Source organism: Streptomyces sp. NPDC002742 (genome assembly GCF_042888885.1).
In the GTDB taxonomy this organism is placed as follows: domain Bacteria; phylum Actinomycetota; class Actinomycetes; order Streptomycetales; family Streptomycetaceae; genus Streptomyces.
Genome location: NZ_JBIAQF010000026.1, coordinates 91,703 through 113,780 on the forward strand (window position 1 = coordinate 91,703; position 22,078 = coordinate 113,780).

The following is a 22,078-nucleotide window of genomic DNA, read 5'->3' on the forward strand; positions in this document are numbered from 1 at the left end:
GTCAATGAGGATACGGGCCCCGACTGACACTCCGGCCCGCGGCTTCCCCGATCCGGCGCCCCCGGGAACCCGTCACCGGGCCACCCCGGCACGGACCCCGCGACCGGGTGCGGCGGGCCCGGCGTTGACGTGGTCGGCCCAGGGCTGCCCGGCGTCGACGCGCTCGGCCCGGCGCCCTCACCAGGTCCCCGCCGGCCGTCAGGGCGGTCAGCCCGCAGCCGTCGACCGGGCCGGGCGGCAGCCGGTACACGGATCCGCTCGCGCCCTGCGGGGCGACACCGTGCACCAGGGCGAGCGGCACGTACCTCTTCGCGCCGCCTCGGCGGCGAGTCCGTCCGGGTCCTCGGCCGGCCGCCGCCGCTCCGGAGGGTCCGCAGCGCGTACCCGGGCGGCGAAGGCCACGTCCGTCTTCCTCCCCGCGCACGTAGTGCCACAGTCCGTCGCCTGACTTCGCCTGACTTCGCCGGCCGGACCACCGCGACCTCGTCCGTGCGGGCCGCCGCGTGCAGTCGCACACGCCCACGAACGTCCGGCCCTCGTCGTACGGCGCGACGGAGAGGCCGAGCTCGACGCGGACCTTGGCGGGCTGTGTCGAGCGCGGGAACAGGCGCAGGACCTCCCCCTCGGGGAGCGGCCGGCTGCTGCCGCGCGGCACCGGGACCAGCACCTTCGCGGGCGCGCGCTCGACGGACGGGATCGCCGGGCCCGCGAGACCCGTGTCGAGGGCGGCGAGGTCGAAGCGCGGGGCGGACGACACCCGGCGCACGGCCTCCGCCCCCAGGAGCGCGCGGACGCCGTCGGTGACCGCCTCGGCCGGCGGGGCGCCCCGGGTGTCGTCGAGGGTGGAGGGGCGGGTGACCCGGCCGCGTGGGAAGAACACCCGCCGCTCGCCGGGGAGATGACGGACGCGCAGCCGTCCGAGCGCCGCGAGAAGGGGGCCGGGACCGGCCTGGGGCAGGACCCGCCGCAGGGTGCAGGCGAACCCGTCGGGCAGTTCCTCCAGCTCACGCGGTCGCAGCACGTCGGTCGCCGTGGTGGGGTGCGCGGCGAGCAGGGGGCGCACGGCCGCGCGCGTGCGCCGGTCCAGCGGGAGACTCCCGAGCACCAGGGCCTTCGTCTCGCGGACCGGGATGTCCGCCGGCAGTCAGTCCGGGGTGGCGGGCGCCAGCAGGAGCTTCACATCGTCCCGGTCCTGCGGAGGCGGCGGTGCCCGCCGGGCCGGCAGCTTGAGCGGCGCCCGCACCCAGTCCGCCCGCCCGTCGGCCGGTGCCGCCCGTCCGCCGGTGCCGCCCGCCGGCCGGTGCCGAGTGCTGGCCGGTCCTAGTGCCGGCAACTTCAGTGATTCGACGGGCAGTTCGTGCCGGATCCGGGGTGCGGAGGGCTTCAGGAACGGTCGGCGCGGTCGATCCGGCGGTGGCAGGGTGCAGACGGTCCCGTCGCCGGGTCCGGGCGTCCGGCCGGCGCATGGCTATGGACCTTTCGCCCGTGCGGTGCAAGCGTGCTGCGCGCCCCAGCAGGTAGCGCCTACGAAGGGCGGTACGGACATGGCACGAGTGAGGTACGGCGCACGGACCGAGGCGGAGATCGCCGCCGCGCGCACCGCGAGTTCCAAGCTCCCCGACATCTGGTCCACCGGTGTGGTGGCCGTCTGGGAGAGCGACCCCGACGCGGTCGCGGCGGTCCTGCCGCCCCCGCTGAAGCCCACCGCCCGGCCTCTGGTGCGGGTGAACATCAGCAAGGTCGATCTGCCCGGATATCCGCTGGGCGCGGGCTCGTTCGCCGTCGCCGCCGCGCACCAGGACGTCGAGGGCTGGTATCCGCTGGTCATGCCGATGACCCACGAGAGGGCGCTGATCGGCGGCCGCGAGGTCTTCGGGGAGCCCAAGAAGCTCGGCGAGGTGACGGTCGAGCGCGACGGACTCGTCGTGCGCGGCGTGCTCGCCCGCCACGGCATCGCCTTCGTCGAGGTACGCGGCGCGGTGAGCGGGTCCCTGCCGCTGCCGGAACCGGCGCGGAAGACCGACTTCTACTTCAAGTTCCTTCCCGCGGTGGACGGTTCGGGCTTCGACGCCGACCCGGTCCTCGTGCACTGCGTGCGCAACGAGAAGGTCCGCAAGCTGGAGCGGGTCACCGGGGACGTCGTCCTGCGCGAGTCGATGTACGACCCGGTCGCCGATCTGCCCGTGCGCCGGCTGGTGGGGATCACCATCGGCGAGAAGACCAGCGACCAGACGGGCCGGGTCGCCGAACGCGTCAGCGGCCGGGCCCTGTTGCCCTACATCCACCAGCGCTACGACGATCCGCGGCAGATCCTCGACGGTCCGCCCGAGGGGAGCCTCTGATGGAACTGCGCGCGGGGCAGGTCGCCGTCGTCACCGGGGCGGCGAGCGGCATCGGGCTCGCGATGGCGCGGCGGTTCGCGGCGGACGGTCTCAAGGTGGTCCTCGCCGACGTCGAGGAGGGTGCTCTGGAGAAGGCCGCAGGGGAGCTGCGCGAGGACGGCGCCGACGTCCTCGCGCGCGTGGTGGACGTCGGGGAGCGCTCCGAGGTCGTCGCGCTCGCCGAGGACGTGTACGGCACGTACGGCGCGGTGCACGTCCTGTGCAACAACGCCGGTGTCGGCTCCGGCGCCGAGGGCCGGATGTGGGAGCACGACCCGAACGACTGGAAGTGGGCCTTCGCCGTCAACGTGTGGGGCGTCTTCCACGGCATCCAGGCCTTCGTGCCCCGGATGATCGCCGCGGGCGAACCGGGCCACGTCGTCAACACGTCGTCCGGCGACGGCGGGATCGCCCCGCTGCCCACCGCCTCCGTGTACGCCGTCACCAAGGCGGCCGTGGTGACGATGACCGAGTCGCTGTACGCGCATCTGAAGGCGGAGCACGCGCGCGTGGGCGCCTCCGTACTGTTCCCGGGACCCCACATGCTCCGCACGGGCCTGTGGGAGTCGCACCGCAACCGGCCCGAGCGGTACGCGAAGGAGCGGCCCCGCAGGACTCCGTACCGCAGCCTCGGACAGTGGGAGGCCGCGATGAAGGAGGCGGGCCACGACGTGCGGTTCACCCCCGTCGAACAGGTCGCCGACCTGGTCGCCGAGGGCATCCGCGCGGACCGCTTCTGGCTGCTGCCCGAGAGCGAGCACAGCGACCGGCAGATCCGGGCCCGGTCGCAGTCGATGCTCGACAGGGCCGATCCGTCGTACCTGGAAAGTTTCATCCTCGACTGAGGGGGCGCGGTGACCGAACAGGACCCGTATCTGATCATCTCCTCCGACTGCCACGCCGGACTCCCCACCGAGGAGTACCGGCCCTATCTGGACCCCCGTTTCCACCGGGACTTCGACGAGTTCCTCGCGGGCCGTGACCGGCGCCGCGAGGAGATGACGCGTCTGGGCGTCCGCAACGAGGCGTTCGCGGACAAGTGGTTCCACGACAACGAGGAGGGCCTGCGCGGCGGTTGGGAAACCGCGCAGCGCCTCAAGGAGCTGGACGGCGACGGGGTCGCGGCCGAGGTCGTCTTCCCCGACGCGGACGCAGTGGACAGCCGGACCGCGGCGCCCTTCGGCGTCGGCCTCGGCCTCTCCGGCGACCAGGACCCGGAACTCGGCATGGCGGGCGCGCGGGCCCACAACCGCTGGCTCGCCGACTTCGTCTCCGAGCACCCCGAACGGCACTGCGGGGTCGCCCTGTTGCCGGTCACCGGTGAGACCGGGCGGGTCGTCGCCGAGGTGTACCGCGCCAAGGAGTCGGGCCTCGGGGCCCTGATGATCCCCTCCATGTGGGTCGACAAGGAGCCCTACCACGACCGCCGTTACGACCCCGTGTGGGCGGCGGCCGCCGAGTGCGCGATGCCCGTGCTCACCCACTCCGGCGCGGCACCGCGCCACGAGTACGGCGACCACCTCGGGATCTACGTCTCCGAAGTCACCTGGTGGCCCGCGCGCCCGCTCTGGTTCCTGCTCTGGTCGGGTGTCTTCGAGCGGCACCCCGGACTCCGGTTCGGCGTCGCGGAGTCGGGCTGCTGGTGGCTGCCCAACCTGCTGTGGTTCATGGACCGTCTCTATCTCGGCGCGCACGGCGGCAAGAAGCTGTCGCCCTTCGCCGAACTGAAACGGCCCCCGCACGAATACCTGGACCGGCAGGTCTTCATCTGCGCGACCAACACCAAGCGCCGCGAACTCGCCCAGCGCTACGAGATCGGCGTCGACAACATCCTCTGGGGCAGCGACTTCCCGCACCCCGAGGGCACCTGGCCCGACACCCGGACGTGGCTGGCGAAGACCTTCCACGACATCCCGGTGACGGAGACCCGCCGCATGCTCGGCCTCGCGGCGGCCGAGGTGTTCGGCTTCGACATCGGTCGACTGGCCCCGCTCGCCCGGCGGATCGGCCCCACCCCGGCCGAACTGGGCCAGCCGGAGGACCAGTCGGCGGTCGAGGCGTCCTGGGCGCGCTCGCGCGAGGTGGGCCGACACTGGCTGACGGACCACGACTTCCCCGTACTGGGGGTGAACCCATGACCGCCGGGGACCGTGCCGGTGCCGAGGACCGCTACACCGTCATCTCCGCCGACTGCCACGCGGGCGCCGATCTCCTCGACTACAAGCCGTACTTGGAGCGCCGGTACCACGAGGACTTCGACGCATGGGCGGCCGGCTACGTCAACCCGTACGCGGACCTGCTCGCCGACACCGCCGACCGGAACTGGAACTCCGGGCGGCGCGTCGCGGAGCTGGAGGAGGACGGCATCGTCGCGGAGGTGGTCTTCCCGAACACCATCCCGCCGTTCTTCCCGTCGGCCTCCCTGATGGCACCGGCCCCGACGGCAGGGGAGTTCGAGATGCGGTGGGCCGGTCTGCGGGCCCACAACCGCTGGCTCGCCGACTTCTGCGCGGCGGCGCCCGGACGGCGCGCGGGCGTCTTCCAGATCCTCCTGAACGACGTCGACGCGGCGGTCGAGGAGGTGTGCCGGGCAGCGGGCGCGGGCCTCAGGGGCGGTCTGCTGCTGCCCGGCACACCCCCCGGCTCGGGCCTGCCCGAGCTGTACTCGTCGGCGTACGACCCGATCTGGGCGGCCTGCGCCGAACTGGGCGTCCCGGTGAACCACCACGCGGGCTCCGCCTCGCCGCCGCTCGGGGACGAACCGGCGGCCCGCGCGGTCTACATGGTGGAGACGACCTGGTTCTCGCACCGGGCGCTGTGGCACCTGGTGTTCGGCGGCGCGTTCCGCCGGAACCCCGGCCTGAGACTGGTGCTGACCGAGCAGGGCTCCGGCTGGATACCCGGGGTGCTCGACATGCTGGACTACTACCACGGGCGGCTGGTCGCGGCGGCCGGCAAGGCGTCGACCGCGCCGAAGGCGTCGAAGGCGTCGACGGCCGAGTCGAAGTTCGGCGCGGGGCTGGCCGCGACGATGGGCGAGCGCCCCTCCGAGGTCTGGCGCGACAACTGCTTCGTCGGGGCCAGTTTCATGCGTCCCCACGAGGTGCCGCTGCGCGACCGCATCGGCCTCGACAAGATCATGTGGGGCAGCGACTACCCGCATGACGAAGGCACCCATCCCTACACCCGCGAGGGCCTGCGCATCGCCTACGCGGGCCTGCCCCGGGCCGAGATCGCCGCCATGGTCGGCGGCAACGCGGCCCGCGTCTACGGCTTCGACCTGGCGTATCTCGACGAGATCGCCGCGAAGGTCGGCCCCACGGTGGCCGAGATCGCCGAACCGCTCGGCACTCCGCCCGCCGACGCGACGAGCCCGGTCTTCGCGAGAGGAGGCTCGGTGCGCGTGTGGTGAGCGCCGCCGTCACCCCGCGGCTCCCCGGCCCGTACGGACCGGGGCACCACCGGGTCGGTACGGCACGCCCCGGCCCCCGGGGTGCGATGCTCGCCGTGTGACGGAACCGACGCACGACGAGGCCCACGGCGGAACCCTCGGCTCGCGGCTGAACTGGCTGCGGGCCGCCGTCCTGGGCGCCAACGACGGCATCGTCTCCACGGCGGGCCTCGTCGTCGGCGTGGCCGGCGCGACGAGCGACCGCGCGGCGCTGTTCACAGCGGGCCTCGCGGGGCTGCTCGCCGGGTCGATGTCCATGGCGGCGGGCGAGTACGTCTCCGTCTCCACCCAGCGGGACTCGGAACTGGCGGCCCTGGCCATGGAGAAGCGGGAGCTCAAGGAACAGCCGGAGGCCGAACTGGAGGAGCTGACAGAACTCCTGGAGCAGCGCGGCCTGTCGAGGGAGGTGGCCCGCGAGGCTGCCGGACAGCTCACCGAGCGGGACGCCCTGCGGGCCCACGCGTCCGAGGAGCTCGGCATCGACCCCGATGATCTGACCAACCCGTGGCACGCGGCATGGGCGAGCTTCCTCGCGTTCACCGCCGGAGCCCTGCTGCCGCTGCTGGCGATCGTGCTGCCGCCGGCGGCCTGGCGGCTCGGCGTCACCGTGGTCTCCGTGCTGGTCGCGCTCACTTTCACCGGCTGGAGCAGCGCACGGCTGGGCTCGGCGGACCCAGGGCGCGCGGTACTGCGGAACACGGCCGGGGGAGCGATCGCCATGGCGGTGACGTACGCGGCCGGGGCCCTGCTCGGAGCGGCGGGCGTATGAACGTACCGACGGTGTGGCCGTCCGGCCCAGTGCGGGAAACGGTCTTGGCGGAGATCACCAAGAAGTAAGCGCGTACCGGCGGTAATACTTATCGGTAACAGCCTCTGTACGCAGCCGACCAGCGCATCTACGGTTCACCCATGCCGAACCTGCCCGATGTCGTGCTCCTGTCGATACCCGCCTTCGTCCTGCTCGCGGTGATCGAGATGGTGAGCGTCCGGATCCATCCGGACGACGACGCCGCGGGATACGAGAAGAAGGACGCCGCGACCAGTCTCGGCATGGGGCTCGGCAGCCTGTTCTTCGACTTCCTGTGGAAGACCCCGATCGTCGCGGTCTACACGGCGGTCTACGCGTTGACCCCGCTGCGGGTACCGGTCCTGTGGTGGACGATCCCGCCGATGCTGCTCGCGCAGGACTTCTTCTACTACTGGTCCCACCGTGGCCACCATGTGATCCGCGTCCTGTGGGCCTGTCACGTCGTGCACCACTCCAGCAGGAAGTTCAACCTCACCACCGCGCTGCGGCAGCCCTGGACCGGCCTCACGTCGTGGCCCTTCTACCTCCCGATGATCGCCCTCGGCGTGCACCCGGCCGCGCTCGCCTTCTGCTCGTCGGTGAGCCTCGTCTACCAGTTCTGGATCCATACCGAGCGCATCGACAAGATGCCCCGATGGTTCGAGTCCGCCTTCAACACGCCCTCCCACCACCGCGTCCACCACGCCTCCCAGGGCGGCTACCTGGACCGCAACTTCGGCGGCATCCTCATCGTCTGGGACCGGCTCTTCGGATCCTGGGTCGCGGAGACCGAACGGCCCGTCTACGGGCTCACCAAGAACATCTCCACCTACAACCCGCTGCGCGTGGCCACCCACGAGTACACCGCCATCGCCAGGGACGTACGGGCTGCGGCGAACTGGCGCGAGCGCGCCGGGCGGCTCCTCGGCGGCCCCGGCTGGCAGCCCGCGCCCCCGGCCGCCGCCGGGCAGAGCCCGGTCACGGAGCCCGTCGCGTGAGGCCGCGCCCCGCGCGCTTCCTGCTCGTCTGCTTCGCGCTGGTGACAGCCGTGGACCTCCTCTCGCTGCTCGCCGGATCCGACCCCGGACACCTGATCGCCAAGCCGCTCCTGATGCCGCTGCTCGCCGTGTACGCGGCGGTACGCGGCGGACCCCGGCTCCTCGTCGCGGCCCTGCTCCTGGGCTGGTGCGGCGACCTGGCGCTCATGTCCGACGCCGGCCCCGCCTTCCTCGCCGGCATGGCCTCCTTCGCGGCGGGGCACGTGTGCTACCTCGTGCTCTTCCGCAGAACGGCACGCGTGCGCGGCGCACTGCTTGCCGGCGTGTACGCCGCCGTGCTCGTCGTGCTCGTCGTCCTCCTGTGGCCCGGTCTGCCGGGAGGCCTGCGTGTCCCCGTCGCGGGATACAGCCTGCTGCTGACCGCGATGGCGTACGGGGCCACGCGGCTCGGGCCCGTCGCGGCGCTCGGCGGCGCCCTCTTCATGCTCTCGGACACGCTCATCGCCACCGGCGTGGCCGACTGGCCGCAGCTGCCGCGGGCCGCCTTCTGGATCATGCTCACGTACGTCGTGGCCCAGTTCCTGCTGGTCCGAGGCGTGCTGAGCCCCCTCGCCGCGCGACGCGCGCCCGCGGCGGCGTACGGTGAGATGCGCTCAACCACCCCCTGAGCGCATCTCACCCACGCCCCGCACGAGAGGGATCCTCGCCATGCGCGCCACCACCATCCACGCCCCGTTCGACATGCGCGTGGAGGACGTGCCCGAGCCCATGGTGCAACTGCCCACCGACGCGATCGTGCGGGTGCTTCGCTCCTGCATCTGCGGCAGCGACCTGTGGGCGTACCGCGGTGAGGCTGCCCGGCAGCCGGGCCAGCGGATCGGGCACGAGTTCCTCGGCGTCGTCGAGGAGACGGGCTCCGCCGTGACGGGCGTCCGGCGCGGCGACCTGGTCGTGGCGCCCTTCATGTGGTCCGACGGCGTGTGCGACTACTGCCGCGACGGACTCACCACCTCGTGCCGGCACGGCGGCTTCTGGGGCGCGGTCGGCTATGACGGCGGCCAGGGCGAGGCAGTCCGCGTTCCCTTCGCCGACGGCACCCTCGTACAGCTGCCCAAGGAGGCGGCCTCCGACGACCACCTGCTGTCCGCCCTGCTGACGCTCTCCGACGTCCTCGGCACCGGCCATCACGCGGCCCTCGGCGCCGGCGTCCGCAAGGGTTCGACCGTCGCCGTCGTCGGGGACGGGGCCGTCGGACTGTGCGCCGTCCTCGCCGCCCAGCGGCTCGGCGCGGAGCGGATCATCGCGCTCGGCCGTCACCAGGCGCGCACCGACATCGCGCGCCGCTTCGGTGCCACGGACGTCGTCGCCGAGCGCGGCGAAGCGGCCGTCGAGGCCGTGCGCGAGCTGACCGGGGGCCAGGGCGCGCACTGCGTCGTCGAGGCCGTCGGCACCGAGCAGTCCATGAGCACGGCAGTGAACATCACCCGCGACGGCGGCGCCATCGGCTTCGTCGGAGTGCCCCACGGCAGCGGTACGGGCCTCGACCTGGGCGTCATGTTCGACCGGAACATCGCCCTGCGCGGCGGCGTCGCCCCGGTCCGCGCCTACATCCCCGAGCTGCTGCCCGACGTCCTCGACGGCACCATCGACCCGTCGCCGGTCTTCGACATGACCATCGGCCTGGAGAGCGTGCCCGAGGGCTACAAGGCGATGGACGAGCGGACCGCGCTGAAGGTCCTCGTCACCAACGGCTGACGAGGATTCGACGGGGTGCCGCTCACGAGCGGTGGTTCGGCGGTCCCTCCGTAGGTACGTTTCCGGTCGACCCGTCGGTCACGTCCACTCGGCCGGATCCGTACCCCAAGGTCCCGGCGGCCGTGCCCAGTCGGCGGGACCACCGGCGAAGGACACGGGCGACCTGGCATACCGGAGCCGGCCCAGGTCGCTGTCGGTCTCGGCGAGCCAGGCGGCCGGTTCGTACGAGGCGTCGGCGGGCTCCTCGTCCCGGCGCGCCAACCCGTCCACCAGCCACGCGGCCGTCTGCGCCAGTGCCAGCCGGACGAGCCGCGTCCCGCCCTGCCGGGTCTGCTCGGTGAGCGACCGGAGCACCGCGGCGGCCAGCAGATACCCCGTGCCGTGGTCGAGGGCCTGCGCGGGCAGGGCACCCGGCCGCTCCGCCGCCCCCTCGATCGCCGCGATCCCGGTGGCGACCTGCACCAGGCTGTCGAAGCCCCGCCGCCCGGACCACGGCCCGTACCCACCCCACGCCGACAACTGGGCCACGACCAGGCCGGGCCGGCGCACGGCCAGTGCCTCCGGCGTGAGCGCGAAGCGGTCGAGGGCGCCGGGCCGGTACCCGGTGACCAGGACGTCGGCCCCGGCGAGCAGTTCCTCGAAGGTGCCGCGGTCCGCGCGCACGCCCAGGTCGAGCTTCGTGGAACGCTTCCCGAGGCCCGTGTCGGCGTGCGCGTCGGGGTCCTCGGGCAGCCGCGGTGTGTCCACGCGCAGGACGTCCGCGCCCAGCAGGGCGAGGGTGCGGGTCGCGACCGGGCCCGCGATGACCCGGGTGAGGTCCAGGACGCGCACGCCGGCCGCGGGCCGCAGCGGATCACCGGAGAGCTGCGACCACGCGCGTCGCGCGGACCCGTCCAGTTCGGCGACGGGCTCCCGGGTGAGCAGAGGCCGGCGCGCGACGGCCGCCCCCTGCTCGTGCTCCGCCCACTGCTCGGCCGTACGCAGGGCGACGGCGAGGCCGCCGGCCGCGTACACGGTGTCCTCCACGTTCTCGGCGGACCGTTCGGCGAGGCAGGCGGCGACCGTCTCCACGGACGCGTCCGCGCCCAGCCCCAGCGCGTCCAACAGCCTCGCCCGGTGATGCGGATAGTTCGCGTGCGTCCGCACCCAGCCGTCCGCGGTCCGCCAGAACCGGGACAGCGGCGCGAAGCCGACCGGTGCGCGCCCGTCGATCCGCAGATGCCGTTCGCTGACGAAGGCCGTGGCGACGGCGCCGTCGTCCACGCACACCCGCGGCACCCGCGCGAGCCCGGCCCGCCGGGCCCCCAGCTCGGCGGCCGCCAGCGCACAGACGCCCACGCAGGCGCGCGCCAAGTCACGGACGGGCAGGCGGGCTTCCAGCACGCCCGCGCTCCCCACGGTCGAAACCCCGGGGAGCAGTGCCGGGTCGCCGCCCAGCTGCTGCCATGCAACGGCCATAGGTGAGTGCGTCATACCGACACTATGCCGCGTGGACGCGATCAACACGGAAGGCGGCCGCCGACGGCGTGGCCCCGGTCGCCGCACAGGACGACCGGGGCCACGGGGCTTTCGGCAGGCGCTACTTGACCGCCCGCAGGGCGTTGACGATCCCGAACCCGTAGAAGCCGTTCGCTCGCTTGCCGCCCACGCAGGTCGCGTCGACGACGCCGTCGCCGTTCCCGTCGTAGGGGGCGGTCGGGCAACCCGGGTTGTCCGCCTGGGCCTTGAGGAGGATCTGGAGCTGAGCCGGCGTCGCCCAGGGGTACTTGGACTTCAGCAGCGCGGCCACGCCTGCGACGTGCGGCGTCGCCATCGAGGTGCCCTGGAGCCAGCCGTACGTGTTGTTCGGCAGCGTCGAGAGGATGCGGCCGTTCTGCGACGGGGTGTCCGGGATCTGGTACCGGTCGCCGCCGGGCGCCGCGACGTCGATGACGCCGTCGCCGTAGCTGGAGAAGTAGGACTTGGCGCCCTTGACGCCGGTCGAGGCGACCGTGACGACACCGGGCAACTGGGTGGGGACGTCAAAGCACTTGTGCGGGTCGACCGTGCGCGTCGTGGCGGTCGAGTCGTCGGGGCTGGACGCGTCGGTCAGCGCGTTCGAGTCGAGGTCGTCGTTGGAGTTGCCCGCCGCCGCGACGTTCAGCGTGCCCTTCCGCTGTGCGTACAGCTGGGCCCGGTTGACCGCGTCTACGATGGCCTTCTGGTCGGGGTCGTCGACGCAGTTGTACAGCCACGGGTCCACGTAGTAGCTGTTGTTGGTGATCTCGACGCCGTGGTCGGCGGCGAACACGAAGGCGCACACGACGCTCTCCGGGTAGAACAGCTGCGTGGAGTCGGGCTCGGCCACGGTGATGCCCGAGACCTTCACGCCGGGCGCGACCCCCGCTACGCCGATGCCGTTGCGGGCCGCCGCGATCTCACCAGCGACATGCGTGCCGTGGTAGTGGTCGGCGTCCACCGGCCGCCAGGCGCCGTACGTCGTGTCCGGCTTGCCGCCCACACAGTTCGCGGACTGCGAGGGGGAGAAGTTCGGCGCGATGTCCGGGTGGGTGTCGTCGACGCCGACGTCGATCACGGCGACGGTCACCTTCTTGCTGCCCGGGTCGATCGCGGCCGCCTTGTCGGCGCCTATCGCGCGCAGATCCCACTGGTCGGCCTCCAGGGGTTCCTCGCCCGCACCGGCGGTCTTCGCGACCTTGGCGGCCTCGGCGGCCGACAGCACCTGCGCCGCGCCCTCGTCCGTCGTCCCCGCCGCGGTCAGCGCGGAGGTGCGCGTGGCACCCGCCGACTGCACCCCGCGTACCGTCCGGATCTGCCGCCCGAAGTCCGGGTTCGCGGAGTGGACGACGATCACGCCGATCTGCTCGTACGCGATGACGACGCTGCCGCCGGCCGCGCCGATCGCCTTCTTCACCGACTCGATCGTGCGGTGGTCCGTCGTCGTATTGACCACGTACGCGAGGTTCGGCCCGTCCGCGGTCGTGGCGGCGGGCGCGGTCAGAGGTGTGGCCGACGCGGCGCCCGGCAGGAAGCCGAGCGATGCGGTGAGCGACAGAACGACCGGCACGGCGAGGGCAAGACGGCGTCTGGAACGCAGATGAGCCATGGGATCTCCACATCATCCGGAAAACGGAGCTGCCCGAACACAGATGGTGCTCGGGCAGGTACATGACGGAATGTTGCAGGCTGAAGCTATCCTCCCGCCGACCGGGCCAGCAATGACTTGCGGCGACGACTTCCGAAAGAAGTCGGGGGAGTTGAACCGGTCCACGCGTGGCGCCGTGACCTTGGGCAGGGAGCCCGTGGACGATCGAGCCCCCCGTTTGGATCACGGAACGGATGGGCATCGTCGCAATCCGTCACGTGACGCGCGCCGCTGCGAGGTCGAAGTCCCATGCCCGTACCCGAACAGTCCCCGTCCGCCGACCCAGACCTGCCCCCGTCCACCGTCGCAACCGCACCCGCAACGCGAGGAGACACCGTGGCCACCGACGCACCACCACCCGCGAAAACCGGAGCCCCGCTCCCGTCCACCGAGGCGTTCGTCGAGATGCAGGAGAGCGCCGAATTCGGTGAACTCCGCAGCTCCCAACGCTCCTTCGCCTTTCCGCTGACCGTCGGATTCATCCTCTGGTACCTGCTGTACGTGCTGCTCTCGAACTACGCGGACGGCTTCATGGGCACCAAGCTGTTCGGCAACATCAACGTCGCCCTGGTGCTCGGTCTCGCGCAGTTCCTCACCACGTTCCTCATCGCCTGGTGGTACTCGCGGCACGCGGCCACCCAGCTCGACCCCAAGGCCGACGCCATCAAGTCCCGGATGGAGGGCGGCGCATGAGCCCCGTACGGACGACCGCGCACACCACGCTGCTGGCCGCGGGCGAGGCGAGCCAGCACCGGCCGCTGATCATCACCCTGTTCGCCGTGTTCGTCGCCGCGACCCTCGTCATCACCGTCTGGGCCGGCCGCCAGACCAAGGACGCCGCCGACTTCTACGCGGGCGGCCGCCAGTTCACCGGCTTCCAGAACGGGCTCGCCGTCTCCGGCGACTACATGTCCGCCGCGTCCTTCCTCGGCATCGCCGGCGCGATCGCCCTCTTCGGCTACGACGGCTTCCTCTACTCCATCGGCTTCCTGGTCGCCTGGCTGGTGGCCCTGCTCCTCGTCGCCGAACCGCTGCGCAACTCCGGCCGGTACACGATGGGCGACGTCCTCGCGTACCGCATGCGCCAGCGACCGGTCCGTACCGCCGCGGGCACCTCCACCATCGTCGTGTCGATCTTCTACCTGCTGGCCCAGATGGCGGGCGCGGGCGTCCTCGTCTCGCTGCTCCTCGGCATCACCAGCGACGGCGGCAAGATCGGCATCGTCGCGCTCGTCGGCGTCCTGATGATCGTGTACGTCACCATCGGCGGCATGAAGGGCACCACCTGGGTGCAGATGGTCAAGGCGGTCCTGCTGATCGTCGGCGCCCTGCTGCTCACCTTCCTGGTGCTGCTCAAGTTCCACTTCAACATCTCCGACCTGCTCGGCAAGGCGGCGGAGAACAGCGGGAAGGGCTCCCCCTTCCTGGAACCCGGCCTCAAGTACGGCGCCACGTCCACCACCAAACTGGACTTCATCTCCCTCGGCATGGCGCTGGTCCTCGGCACCGCGGGCCTGCCGCACATCCTGATCCGGTTCTACACCGTGCCCACCGCCAGGACCGCGCGGAAGTCCGTCAACTGGGCGATCGGCCTCATCGGCACCTTCTACCTGATGACCCTCGCCCTCGGCTTCGGCGCCGCCGCGCTGATCAAACCGGACGAGATCATCGCCTCGAACAAGGCGGGCAACACGGCGGCACCCCTGCTCGCCCTGCACCTCGGCGGCGTCGACTCCACCTGGGGCGCGATCCTGCTCGCCACGATCTCCGCAGTCGCCTTCGCCACGATCCTCGCGGTCGTCGCGGGACTGACGCTCGCCTCGTCCTCCTCCTTCGCGCACGACATCTACGCGAACGTGATCAAGAAGGGGCAGGCGTCGGAGAAACAGGAGATGGCGGCCGCCCGGTACGCGACGATCGGAATCGGTGCCGTGTCCATCCTGCTGGGCGCCCTCTCCCGTGACCTCAACGTCGCCGGTCTGGTCGCGCTCGCCTTCGCGGTCGCCGCCTCCGCCAACCTGCCGACCATCCTCTACAGCCTGTTCTGGAAGAGGTTCACCACCCCGGGCGCGCTCTGGTCGATCTACGGCGGTCTGGTCACCGCGGTCGGCCTGGTGCTGTTCTCCCCGGTGGTCTCGGGCAAGCCGGCCTCGATGTTCCCCGACGTCGACTTCCACTGGTTCCCGCTGGAGAACCCGGGCCTCATCTCCATCCCGGTCGGCTTCCTGCTGGGCTGGCTGGGGACCGTCCTGTCCAAGGAGGAGCCGGACGCCGGCAAGTACGCCGAACTGGAGGTCCGCTCCCTGACGGGCACCGGAGCGCACTAGGGACCGGCCCGGACACGGCACGCCGCGGGCCCGCCGCAGGGCTACCGGTGATCACCACTGGTAGATCCCTACGACGGGCCCGCGCCGCGTCTCGTGGGATCGGGCCCCTGTTCTTGTCCGTCCCGTCACGTAGGCTCACAGGTGTCCGGAAAAAGAGATCGGCAACGAGGGAGGGGGCCCGCGTGCTCATCGACACCTACGGCCGGGTCGCCACCGACCTGCGTGTCTCACTGACGGACCGGTGCAATCTCCGGTGCACGTACTGCATGCCCGAAGAGGGCCTGCAGTGGCTCGCCAAGCCCGACCTGCTCACGGACGACGAGATCGTCCGCCTGATAGAGATCGCGGTCACCCGCCTCGGCATCGAGGAAGTCCGTTTCACCGGAGGCGAGCCCCTGCTGCGCCCCGGCCTCGTCGGCATCGTCGAGCGGGTCGCGGCCCTCAGCCCCCGCCCCCAGATGTCCCTCACGACCAACGGCATCGGCCTCAAGCGCACCGCGGCCGCGCTGAAGGCCGCGGGCCTGGACCGGGTGAACGTCTCGCTGGACACCCTGCGCCCCGACGTCTTCAAGACCCTCACCCGCCGTGACCGCCACAAGGACGTCATCGAAGGTCTCGAAGCCGCCCGCGACGCCGGTCTGACCCCCGTCAAGGTCAACTCGGTCCTGATGCCGGGCCTGAACGCCGACGAAGCCCCGGACCTGCTGGCCTGGGCCGTGGCGCACGACTACGAACTCCGCTTCATCGAGCAGATGCCCCTGGACGCCCAGCACGGCTGGAAGCGCGACGGCATGGTCACCGCCGGCGACATCCTGGCCTCGCTGCGCACCCGCTTCGAGCTCACCGAGGAAGGCGCCGCCGAGCGCGGTTCCGCACCCGCCGAGCGCTGGCTCGTCGACGGCGGCCCGCATCGCGTCGGCGTGATCGCCTCGGTCACCCGCCCCTTCTGCGCGGCCTGCGACCGCACCCGCCTCACCGCGGACGGCCAGGTGCGCACCTGTCTCTTCGCCACCGAGGAGACCGACCTGCGGGCCGCACTGCGCTCGGGCGCGCCCGACGAGGAGATCGCCCGCACATGGCGCGTCGCGATGTGGGGCAAGAAGGCGGGGGCGGGCCTGGACGACCCGTCGTTCGTCCAGCCCGACCGCCCGATGTCGGCGATCGGCGGCTGACGAGGACCGGCGCTCCGATCAGGCCCGTCGGTCCGGCGGCTGACGGGGACCGGCGGTCCGCCGGCTATCCCTCGCCGGGCTCGGCCGGCCGGGAAGCCTCCCACTCGTCGAGCGGCACGACATCCTTCAGGAACCCGCGCACACCGAGGAACTGCGACAGGTGCTCGCGGTGCTCATCACACGCGAGCCAGGTCTTACGGCGCTCGGGCGTGTGCAGCTTCGGGTTGTTCCAGGCGAGCACCCACACGGCGTCCGCGCGGCAGGCCTTGGCCGAGCAGACGGGGGACGCGGGATCGGAGCCGGGGGCGTTCAGAATCACCCTGCCGACCCTAGCCGAGGCCTCGCGTCGCGCGTTCCGCGCGGTGGGCCGGCGTTCGTGGATGGGGGCTCCGACAGCACATAAAGGCGACGCCGAGCAGCCACGGGGGGAGCTGCCCGGCGTCGGTCCGTCGCTCCGACGGGGGATGCGGAGCGCGTACGAAGTATGTCACGGGTAACCCGCCGCCCGGCACCGGAACAACATGATTGATCTGAGCTTTTCTTGAGCTTGTCTGCGCGGCGATATTCCGTTTTCGGATATTCCTCCGACATCCGTCCGGGGCTGAATCGGCTTTGCCCCGCGGCGAGTTCGGGCGCGGTTCGAGTCCGGTCCGTACTCAGCCCGAGTCGTGCGGCTCGGCCACCGGTGGCGCCCCCGGATCGCCCGTGGCGTCCTTGGGGGACGCATCCCCGGAGCCGTCCTGCCGGGGCGGCGTGATCATCGGACGCAGCGGCGCGGTGACGAACGTCGAGGGAAGCGAGGGCGTGTTCTCGCGTCCGGCGTTGGCGATGACCACGGCGACGTACGGGAGGAGAATTCCGAGGACCAGCGCGACGAGAGCGACGGGCCGTTCGACGTTCCACAGGGTGGCCGCCAGGATCACGGACACCGTGCGGACGGACATCGAGATGACATAGCGCCGCTGCCGGCCGCGTACGTCGTCGTCCAGGCTCTGTCTGGCTCCGGTGATCCGGAAGACCTGGACGTTGCTCTGCTTCCTGATCACACTCCACCACCCGCCTGCGTCGGACGCTCCCCGGTCCGTACCCGGCACGAACCCGTCGAGGAAGCGGGCCCGGACTCCCTCCACGTTACGCCGCGACTGCGCCGCCTTCGAGACCGGGGCATGTCCGGACCGGGTGGACACGGTGCGTCGTAGCGCGTACGGCTCCGTCCGACATGCGCCGTATGGCGGACGGCAAGAGACTGACGGTACTGCTCACGGGGAGCGGGCACGAGGAGGCGGACATGGGCTGGTTGTGGGCGATCATCGTCGGGTTCGTGCTGGGCCTGATCGCCAAGGCGATCATTCCGGGGAAGCAGCACAGCCCGCTCTGGCTGACGACCATCTTCGGCATCCTCGGAGCGATCGTCGGCAACGCGATCGCCCGCGGCATCGGCATCGCCGAGACCAGAGGCATCGACTGGGGACGGCACGCGCTGCAACTGGCCGCCGCGATCGTCCTCGTCTTCCTCGGCGACATGCTCTACATGGCCGTACGGGGCGACAAGGTGAAGACCTGAGACGACGGCCTGCCGCCCGGCCTCCCCGGGAACGGCGGTACGACGAAGGGGGCGGCTCCGTCAGGGAGCCGCCCCCTTCGTCCGCGCGGGTCGAAGCCGGGGGAGGCCTCAGCCGCCCGTGACCTCGACCGCGGCCAGGCTCTTCTTGCCCCGGCGCAGCACCAGCCACCGCCCGTGCAGCAGGTCCGTCTTGTCCGGGACGGCGTCCTCGGCGGCGACCTTCACGTTGTTCACGTACGCCCCGCCCTCCTTGACCGTGCGGCGCGCGGCGGACTTGCTGGCCACCAGGCCGACCTCCGCGAAGAGGTCCACCACGAGACCAGCCTCGGCGACCTGGATGTGCGGTACCTCGGACAGGGCGGCGGCGAGCGTCCGCTCGTCGAGGTCGGTCAGCTCGCCCTGCCCGAAGAGGGCCTTGGACGCGGCGATCACGGCGGCCGTCTGGTCGGCGCCGTGCACCAGCGTCGTCAGCTCCTCGGCCAGCGCGCGCTGGGCGGCACGGGCCTGCGGACGCTCCTCGGTCTGCTTCTCCAGCTCCTCCAGCTCTTCGGGTGACCTGAAGGACAGGATGCGCATGTACGTCGAGATGTCACGGTCGTCCACGTTCAGCCAGAACTGGTAGAACGCGTACGGCGTCGTCATCTCCGGGTCGAGCCAGACGGCACCGCCCTCGGTCTTGCCGAACTTGGTGCCGTCCGCCTTGACCATCAGCGGCGTCGCCAGCGCGTGCACATGGGCCCCGGGCTCCAGGCGGTGGATCAGGTCCAGGCCCGCCGTGAGGTTGCCCCACTGGTCGCTGCCGCCCTGCTGCAACGTGCAGCCGTACCGTCGGTACAGCTCCAGGAAGTCCATGCCCTGCAGCAGCTGGTAGCTGAACTCCGTGTAGCTGATGCCCTCCTCGGACTCCAGGCGGCGGGCCACCGAGTCCTTGGTCAGCATCTTGTTGACGCGGAAGTGCTTGCCGATGTCCCGCAGGAACTCGATCGCCGACAGACCGGCCGTCCAGTCGAGGTTGTTCACCATGACCGCGGCGTTCTCGCCCTCGAAGGACAGGAACGGCTCGATCTGCGAACGCAGCCGCGTCACCCAGTTCGCTACCGTCTCCGGGTCGTTCAGCGTGCGCTCGGCCGTCGGGCGGGGGTCACCGATCTGGCCCGTCGCCCCGCCCACCAGGGGCAGCGGCCGCAGTCCCGCCTGCTGGAGCCGGCGCATGGTGAGCACCTGCACCAGGTGACCGACGTGCAGGCTGGGCGCGGTCGGGTCGAAGCCGCAATAGAACGTGACGGGACCGTCCGCGAGCGCCTTGCGCAAAGCATCTTCGTCGGTGGACAGGGAGAACAGGCCCCGCCACTTCAGCTCGTCGACGATGTCCGTCACTGTTCTCGTATCTCCTTGAGTGGTCTCGTGAATCAGGTACGAGGTTATACGCCCTGGCTGACAGAGCTCATATTGAAGTCCGGCACCCGCAGGGCGGGCATCGCGGCCCTGGTGAACCAGTCGCTCCACTCACGGGGCAGCGTCTTCTCCGTCCGCCCGGCCTCCGTGGCCCGCCCCAGCAGCCCCACCGGCGACTCGTTGAACCGGAAGTTGTTCACCTCTCCCACGACCTCGCCGTTCTCGACGAGGTAGACGCCGTCCCGGGTGAGCCCGGTCAGCAGCAGCGTCGCCGGGTCGACCTCGCGGATGTACCAGAGGCAGGTCAGCAGCAGACCGCGCTCGGTCGCGGCGACCATCTCCTCCAGAGAACGGTCCTCGCCGCCGTCGAGGACGAGGTTCCCGATCGTCGGTGTCACCGGCAGCCCGGTCAGCCCGGCGCTGTGCCGGGTGGTGGACAGATGCCGCAGCTCGCCCCGGTGGATCCAGTCGGTGGCCTTGAGCGGCAGCCCGTTGTCGAACACGGAGGCGTCGTCGCCCGAGGAATGCGTGAGGACGAAGGGAGCGGACTCCAGGCCCGGCTCGTTCGGGTCGCTGCGCAGCGTCAGCGGCAGCTCGGTGAGCCGCTCGCCGATCCGGGTGCCGCCGCCGGGCTTGCTGAAGACGGTCCGGCCCTCGGCCGCGTCCCGGGCGGCGGCCGACCACATCTGGTAGATCAGCAGGTCCGCGACCGCGGTCGGCGGCAGCAGCGTCTCGTAGCGCCCGGCCGGCAGCTCGACGCGCCGCTCGGCCCAGCCGAGCCGTACGGCCAGTTCCGCGTCCAGCGCCGCCGGGTCGACGTCCTTGAAGTCCCGCGTCGAGCGCCCCGCCCATGCCGAACGCGTACGGTCCGGGGACTTGGCGTTGAGCTCCAGCGTGCCGTTCGGCTGGTCGTGCCGCAGCCGCAGACCCGTCGACGTACCGAGGTAGCTGGAGACGAGCTCGTGATTGGCGAAGCCGTACAGCTCACGGCCGCCCGCACGCGCGCGTGCGAACGATTCCCCGAGCGCCGGCGCGAAGTCGGCGAAGACGGTGGACGAGGTCTCGGCGGGCGCGTCCGTGAAGTCGGGGGACTCCGGTACGCCCGTCACCAGCGGCCGGCCGTCCTCGGCGGGACCGGCGCCCCGCGCCGCGGCCTCGGCCGCCCGCACCAGGGGCTCCAGCTCGTCGGCGGTCACGGCCGAGCGCGAGACCACACCGGACGAGGTGCCCTCGCGGCCGTCGACGGTGGCGATCACGGTGAGCGTGCGCCCGCGCGTGACCCCGTTCGTGGTGAGCGCGTTGCCCGCCCAGCGCAGGTTGGCGGTGGACTGCTCGTCGGCGATCACCACACAGCCGTCGGCCCGGGACAGTTCGAGGGCGCGCTCGACGACCTCGTGCGGCTTGCTCGTACGAGCGCTCATCGACCCGCCTCCTGCGTGGTGTTGAGGATGTTGACACCCTTGAAGAGGGCGGACGGGCAGCCGTGCGACACGGCGGCGACCTGGCCCGGCTGGGCCTTGCCGCAGTTGAAGGCACCGCCCAGGACGTACGTCTGCGGGCCGCCCACCGCGGCCATCGAACCCCAGAAGTCGGTGGTGGTCGCCTGGTACGCGACATCACGCAGCTGACCCGTGATCCGGCCGTTCTCGATCTTGAAGAACCGCTGTCCGGTGAACTGGAAGTTGTAGCGCTGCATGTCGATGGACCAGGACCGGTCGCCGACGACGTAGATGCCGCGGTCGACGCCCCCGATCAGATCCTCGGTGGACAACCCGCCGGGGTCCGGCCGGAGAGACACGTTGGCCATCCGCTGCACGGGCACATGCGCGGGCGAGTCGGCGTACGCGCATCCGTTGGACCGCTCGAAGCCCGTCAGCCTCGCGATCCGCCGGTCCAGCTGGTAGCCGACGAGCGTGCCCTCCTTCACGAGGTCCCAGGACTGGCCCTCGACGCCCTCGTCGTCGTACCCGATGGTCGCGAGGCCGTGCTCGGCGGTGCGGTCACCGGTCACGTTCATCAGATCGGAGCCGTACCTGAGCTTGCCGAGCTGGTCGAAGGTGGCGAAGGACGTCCCGGCGTACGCGGCCTCGTAGCCGAGCGCGCGGTCCAGTTCGGTGGCGTGGCCGATGGACTCGTGGATGGTCAGCCACAGGTTGGACGGGTCGACGACGAGGTCGTACAGCCCCGCCTCGACGCTCGGTGCCCGCATCTTCTCCGCGAGCAGTCCGGGAATCCGCTCCAGTTCGGACTCCCAGTCCCAGCCGGTGCCCAGCAGGTACTCCCAGCCGCGACCGACCGGCGGCGCGATCGTCCGCATCGAGTCGAACTCGCCGCTGGAGTCGTCGACGGCCACCGCGGTGAGCTGCGGGTGCAGCCGCACCCGCTGCTGCGTGGTCACCGTCCCGGCGGTGTCGGCGTAGAACTTGTTCTCGTGCACGGTCAGCAGCGACGCGTCGACATGGTTGACGCCGTCGGCCGCCAGCAGCCGCGCGCTCCAGTCCGTGAGCAGCCCCGCCTTCTCCTCGTCCGGGACGGAGAAGGGATCGATCTCGTACGACGAGATCCACGTCTTCTCGGCGTGCACGGGCTCCTGGGCCAGCTCCACGCGCTCGTCGGAACCGGCCGCCTTGATCACCTGGGCCGACAGCTTCGCCATCGCCACCGCCTGCGAGGCGACTTTCGCGGCCGCGTCCATCGTCAGATCCACGCCCGAGGCGAAACCCCAGGTCCCGCCGTGCACGACCCGCACCGCGTACCCCAGGTCGGTGGTGTCCGACGACCCGGCCGGCTTGGCGTCGCGCAGCCGCCAGGACGCGCTGCGCACCCGCTCGAACCGGAAGTCCGCGTGATCGGCGCCCAGCGCCCGCGCCCGCGCGAGCGCGGCGTCGGCGAGTGCGCGCAGCGGTAGCGCCGTGAAGGCTTCGTCGATGGAATGAGGCACCGAGGTCTCCCTGCTGTCGTGGCCCGTCGGGTCCGATCATGTCGCGCGGGCGGGTCCGGCGGCCACGCCTTTGCGGTGACCGGGCGAGTCTTTCGGCCTTGCCGCTTCCGCCTTACGGCCGTACAGCCGCCGTTTTCTGTAGGGATCCGACAGCAGTCACCC

General features: G+C 71.6%; 20 protein-coding genes. 12 read left to right on the top strand and 8 right to left on the bottom strand.

Features of this window, described 5'->3' with window-relative positions; genetic code table 11:
* Position 1: 1 nt before the first annotated feature.
* The gene (locus ACFYW8_RS35090; RefSeq protein ID WP_389087756.1) at positions 2–1,105 is read right to left on the bottom strand and encodes a hypothetical protein; all 1,104 of its coding nucleotides are present in this window, start codon (positions 1,103–1,105) and stop codon (positions 2–4) included.
* Between the two features lie 439 nt (positions 1,106–1,544).
* On the opposite strand from ACFYW8_RS35090, the gene ACFYW8_RS35095 reads away from it, so the two are divergent.
* The 8 genes from ACFYW8_RS35095 to ACFYW8_RS35130 all read left to right on the top strand — a co-directional run bounded on the left by ACFYW8_RS35095 (position 1,545) and on the right by ACFYW8_RS35130 (position 9,372).
* Positions 1,545–2,342, top strand: coding sequence for an acetoacetate decarboxylase family protein (locus ACFYW8_RS35095; RefSeq protein WP_365877586.1), 798 nt, complete (start codon positions 1,545–1,547; stop codon positions 2,340–2,342).
* Positions 2,342–3,226, top strand: a complete 885-nt coding sequence (locus ACFYW8_RS35100) for an SDR family NAD(P)-dependent oxidoreductase (protein ID WP_389087764.1) — start codon at positions 2,342–2,344, stop codon at positions 3,224–3,226. Before ACFYW8_RS35095 ends, ACFYW8_RS35100 begins: the two co-directional genes overlap by 1 nt.
* A 9-nt stretch (positions 3,227–3,235) precedes the next feature.
* Positions 3,236–4,519 carry an amidohydrolase family protein gene (locus ACFYW8_RS35105; protein WP_389087770.1) on the top strand — a complete coding sequence of 428 codons (1,284 nt, stop codon included), beginning with the start codon at positions 3,236–3,238 and terminating at the stop codon, positions 4,517–4,519.
* On the top strand, positions 4,516–5,793 hold the full coding sequence (locus tag ACFYW8_RS35110; RefSeq protein ID WP_389087775.1) for an amidohydrolase family protein: 1,278 nt from the start codon (positions 4,516–4,518) through the stop codon (positions 5,791–5,793). Before ACFYW8_RS35105 ends, ACFYW8_RS35110 begins: the two co-directional genes overlap by 4 nt.
* Before the next feature lie 97 nt (positions 5,794–5,890).
* Positions 5,891–6,601, top strand: a complete 711-nt coding sequence (locus ACFYW8_RS35115) for a VIT family protein (RefSeq protein ID WP_389087780.1) — start codon at positions 5,891–5,893, stop codon at positions 6,599–6,601.
* Between the two features lie 140 nt (positions 6,602–6,741).
* Positions 6,742–7,617 carry a sterol desaturase family protein gene (locus tag ACFYW8_RS35120; protein WP_389087786.1) on the top strand — a complete coding sequence of 292 codons (876 nt, stop codon included), beginning with the start codon at positions 6,742–6,744 and terminating at the stop codon, positions 7,615–7,617.
* Positions 7,614–8,285 (top strand): lysoplasmalogenase, encoded by a 672-nt coding sequence (locus ACFYW8_RS35125; RefSeq protein WP_389087791.1) that lies wholly within the window; start codon positions 7,614–7,616, stop codon positions 8,283–8,285. The genes ACFYW8_RS35120 and ACFYW8_RS35125 overlap by 4 nt, the downstream gene beginning before the upstream one ends.
* A 40-nt stretch (positions 8,286–8,325) precedes the next feature.
* Complete coding sequence (locus ACFYW8_RS35130) at positions 8,326–9,372, top strand: zinc-dependent alcohol dehydrogenase family protein (protein ID WP_389087796.1); 1,047 nt, start codon at positions 8,326–8,328, stop codon at positions 9,370–9,372.
* A gap of 78 nt (positions 9,373–9,450) precedes the next feature.
* Here ACFYW8_RS35130 and ACFYW8_RS35135 read toward each other — a convergent pair whose 3' ends face one another.
* The gene (locus ACFYW8_RS35135; RefSeq protein WP_389087801.1) at positions 9,451–10,845 is read right to left on the bottom strand and encodes a CoA transferase; all 1,395 of its coding nucleotides are present in this window, start codon (positions 10,843–10,845) and stop codon (positions 9,451–9,453) included.
* 106 nt (positions 10,846–10,951) lie between these two features.
* The gene (locus tag ACFYW8_RS35140; protein ID WP_389087806.1) at positions 10,952–12,478 is read right to left on the bottom strand and encodes a S8 family serine peptidase; all 1,527 of its coding nucleotides are present in this window, start codon (positions 12,476–12,478) and stop codon (positions 10,952–10,954) included.
* A 375-nt stretch (positions 12,479–12,853) separates the two neighbouring features.
* Between ACFYW8_RS35140 and ACFYW8_RS35145 the strand changes: the two genes are divergently transcribed.
* From ACFYW8_RS35145 to moaA, 3 genes are all read left to right on the top strand, one after another.
* Positions 12,854–13,210, top strand: coding sequence for a DUF485 domain-containing protein (locus tag ACFYW8_RS35145; RefSeq protein WP_389087811.1), 357 nt, complete (start codon positions 12,854–12,856; stop codon positions 13,208–13,210).
* Positions 13,207–14,844, top strand: coding sequence for a cation acetate symporter (locus ACFYW8_RS35150; protein ID WP_389087816.1), 1,638 nt, complete (start codon positions 13,207–13,209; stop codon positions 14,842–14,844). The genes ACFYW8_RS35145 and ACFYW8_RS35150 overlap by 4 nt, the downstream gene beginning before the upstream one ends.
* A 182-nt stretch (positions 14,845–15,026) precedes the next feature.
* Entirely contained in the window at positions 15,027–16,016 is a 990-nt protein-coding gene (gene moaA, locus ACFYW8_RS35155; RefSeq protein ID WP_389087822.1) for a GTP 3',8-cyclase MoaA, read from the top strand.
* A gap of 64 nt (positions 16,017–16,080) precedes the next feature.
* Here the strand turns inward: moaA and ACFYW8_RS35160 are convergent, their stop codons facing one another.
* Positions 16,081–16,335, bottom strand: a complete 255-nt coding sequence (locus ACFYW8_RS35160; RefSeq protein ID WP_365877563.1) for a hypothetical protein — start codon at positions 16,333–16,335, stop codon at positions 16,081–16,083.
* A gap of 337 nt (positions 16,336–16,672) precedes the next feature.
* The gene (locus tag ACFYW8_RS35165) at positions 16,673–17,059 is read right to left on the bottom strand and encodes a DUF3099 domain-containing protein (RefSeq protein ID WP_389087955.1); all 387 of its coding nucleotides are present in this window, start codon (positions 17,057–17,059) and stop codon (positions 16,673–16,675) included.
* A gap of 245 nt (positions 17,060–17,304) precedes the next feature.
* On the opposite strand from ACFYW8_RS35165, the gene ACFYW8_RS35170 reads away from it, so the two are divergent.
* Complete coding sequence (locus ACFYW8_RS35170; RefSeq protein ID WP_261703242.1) at positions 17,305–17,580, top strand: GlsB/YeaQ/YmgE family stress response membrane protein; 276 nt, start codon at positions 17,305–17,307, stop codon at positions 17,578–17,580.
* 108 nt (positions 17,581–17,688) lie between these two features.
* On the opposite strand, the gene tyrS is transcribed toward ACFYW8_RS35170, so the two are convergent.
* The 3 genes from tyrS to ACFYW8_RS35185 are packed head-to-tail and all read right to left on the bottom strand — an operon-like array spanning position 17,689 to position 21,916.
* Positions 17,689–18,957, bottom strand: coding sequence for a tyrosine--tRNA ligase (gene tyrS / locus ACFYW8_RS35175; RefSeq protein WP_365877561.1), 1,269 nt, complete (start codon positions 18,955–18,957; stop codon positions 17,689–17,691).
* Positions 18,958–19,001: 44 nt separating this feature from the next.
* Positions 19,002–20,396, bottom strand: a complete 1,395-nt coding sequence (locus tag ACFYW8_RS35180; RefSeq protein ID WP_389087832.1) for a metallopeptidase TldD-related protein — start codon at positions 20,394–20,396, stop codon at positions 19,002–19,004.
* Positions 20,393–21,916 (bottom strand): TldD/PmbA family protein, encoded by a 1,524-nt coding sequence (locus ACFYW8_RS35185; protein ID WP_389087837.1) that lies wholly within the window; start codon positions 21,914–21,916, stop codon positions 20,393–20,395. Before ACFYW8_RS35185 ends, ACFYW8_RS35180 begins: the two co-directional genes overlap by 4 nt.
* Positions 21,917–22,078 lie beyond the last annotated feature (162 nt).

Bases quoted from the DNA above. Each gene is read 5' to 3' on its own strand.
- ACFYW8_RS35100 (WP_389087764.1), top strand. From the start codon at position 2,342: ATGGAACTGCGCGCGGGGCAGGTCGCCGTCGTCACCGGGGCGGCGAGC.
- ACFYW8_RS35170 (WP_261703242.1), top strand. From the start codon at position 17,305: ATGGGCTGGTTGTGGGCGATCATCGTCGGGTTCGTGCTGGGCCTGATC.
- ACFYW8_RS35095 (WP_365877586.1), top strand. From the start codon at position 1,545: ATGGCACGAGTGAGGTACGGCGCACGGACCGAGGCGGAGATCGCCGCC.
- ACFYW8_RS35120 (WP_389087786.1), top strand. From the start codon at position 6,742: ATGCCGAACCTGCCCGATGTCGTGCTCCTGTCGATACCCGCCTTCGTC.
- ACFYW8_RS35140 (WP_389087806.1), bottom strand. From the start codon at position 12,478: ATGGCTCATCTGCGTTCCAGACGCCGTCTTGCCCTCGCCGTGCCGGTC.
- ACFYW8_RS35180 (WP_389087832.1), bottom strand. From the start codon at position 20,396: ATGAGCGCTCGTACGAGCAAGCCGCACGAGGTCGTCGAGCGCGCCCTC.
- ACFYW8_RS35135 (WP_389087801.1), bottom strand. From the start codon at position 10,845: ATGACGCACTCACCTATGGCCGTTGCATGGCAGCAGCTGGGCGGCGAC.
- ACFYW8_RS35110 (WP_389087775.1), top strand. From the start codon at position 4,516: ATGACCGCCGGGGACCGTGCCGGTGCCGAGGACCGCTACACCGTCATC.
- ACFYW8_RS35150 (WP_389087816.1), top strand. From the start codon at position 13,207: ATGAGCCCCGTACGGACGACCGCGCACACCACGCTGCTGGCCGCGGGC.
- ACFYW8_RS35130 (WP_389087796.1), top strand. From the start codon at position 8,326: ATGCGCGCCACCACCATCCACGCCCCGTTCGACATGCGCGTGGAGGAC.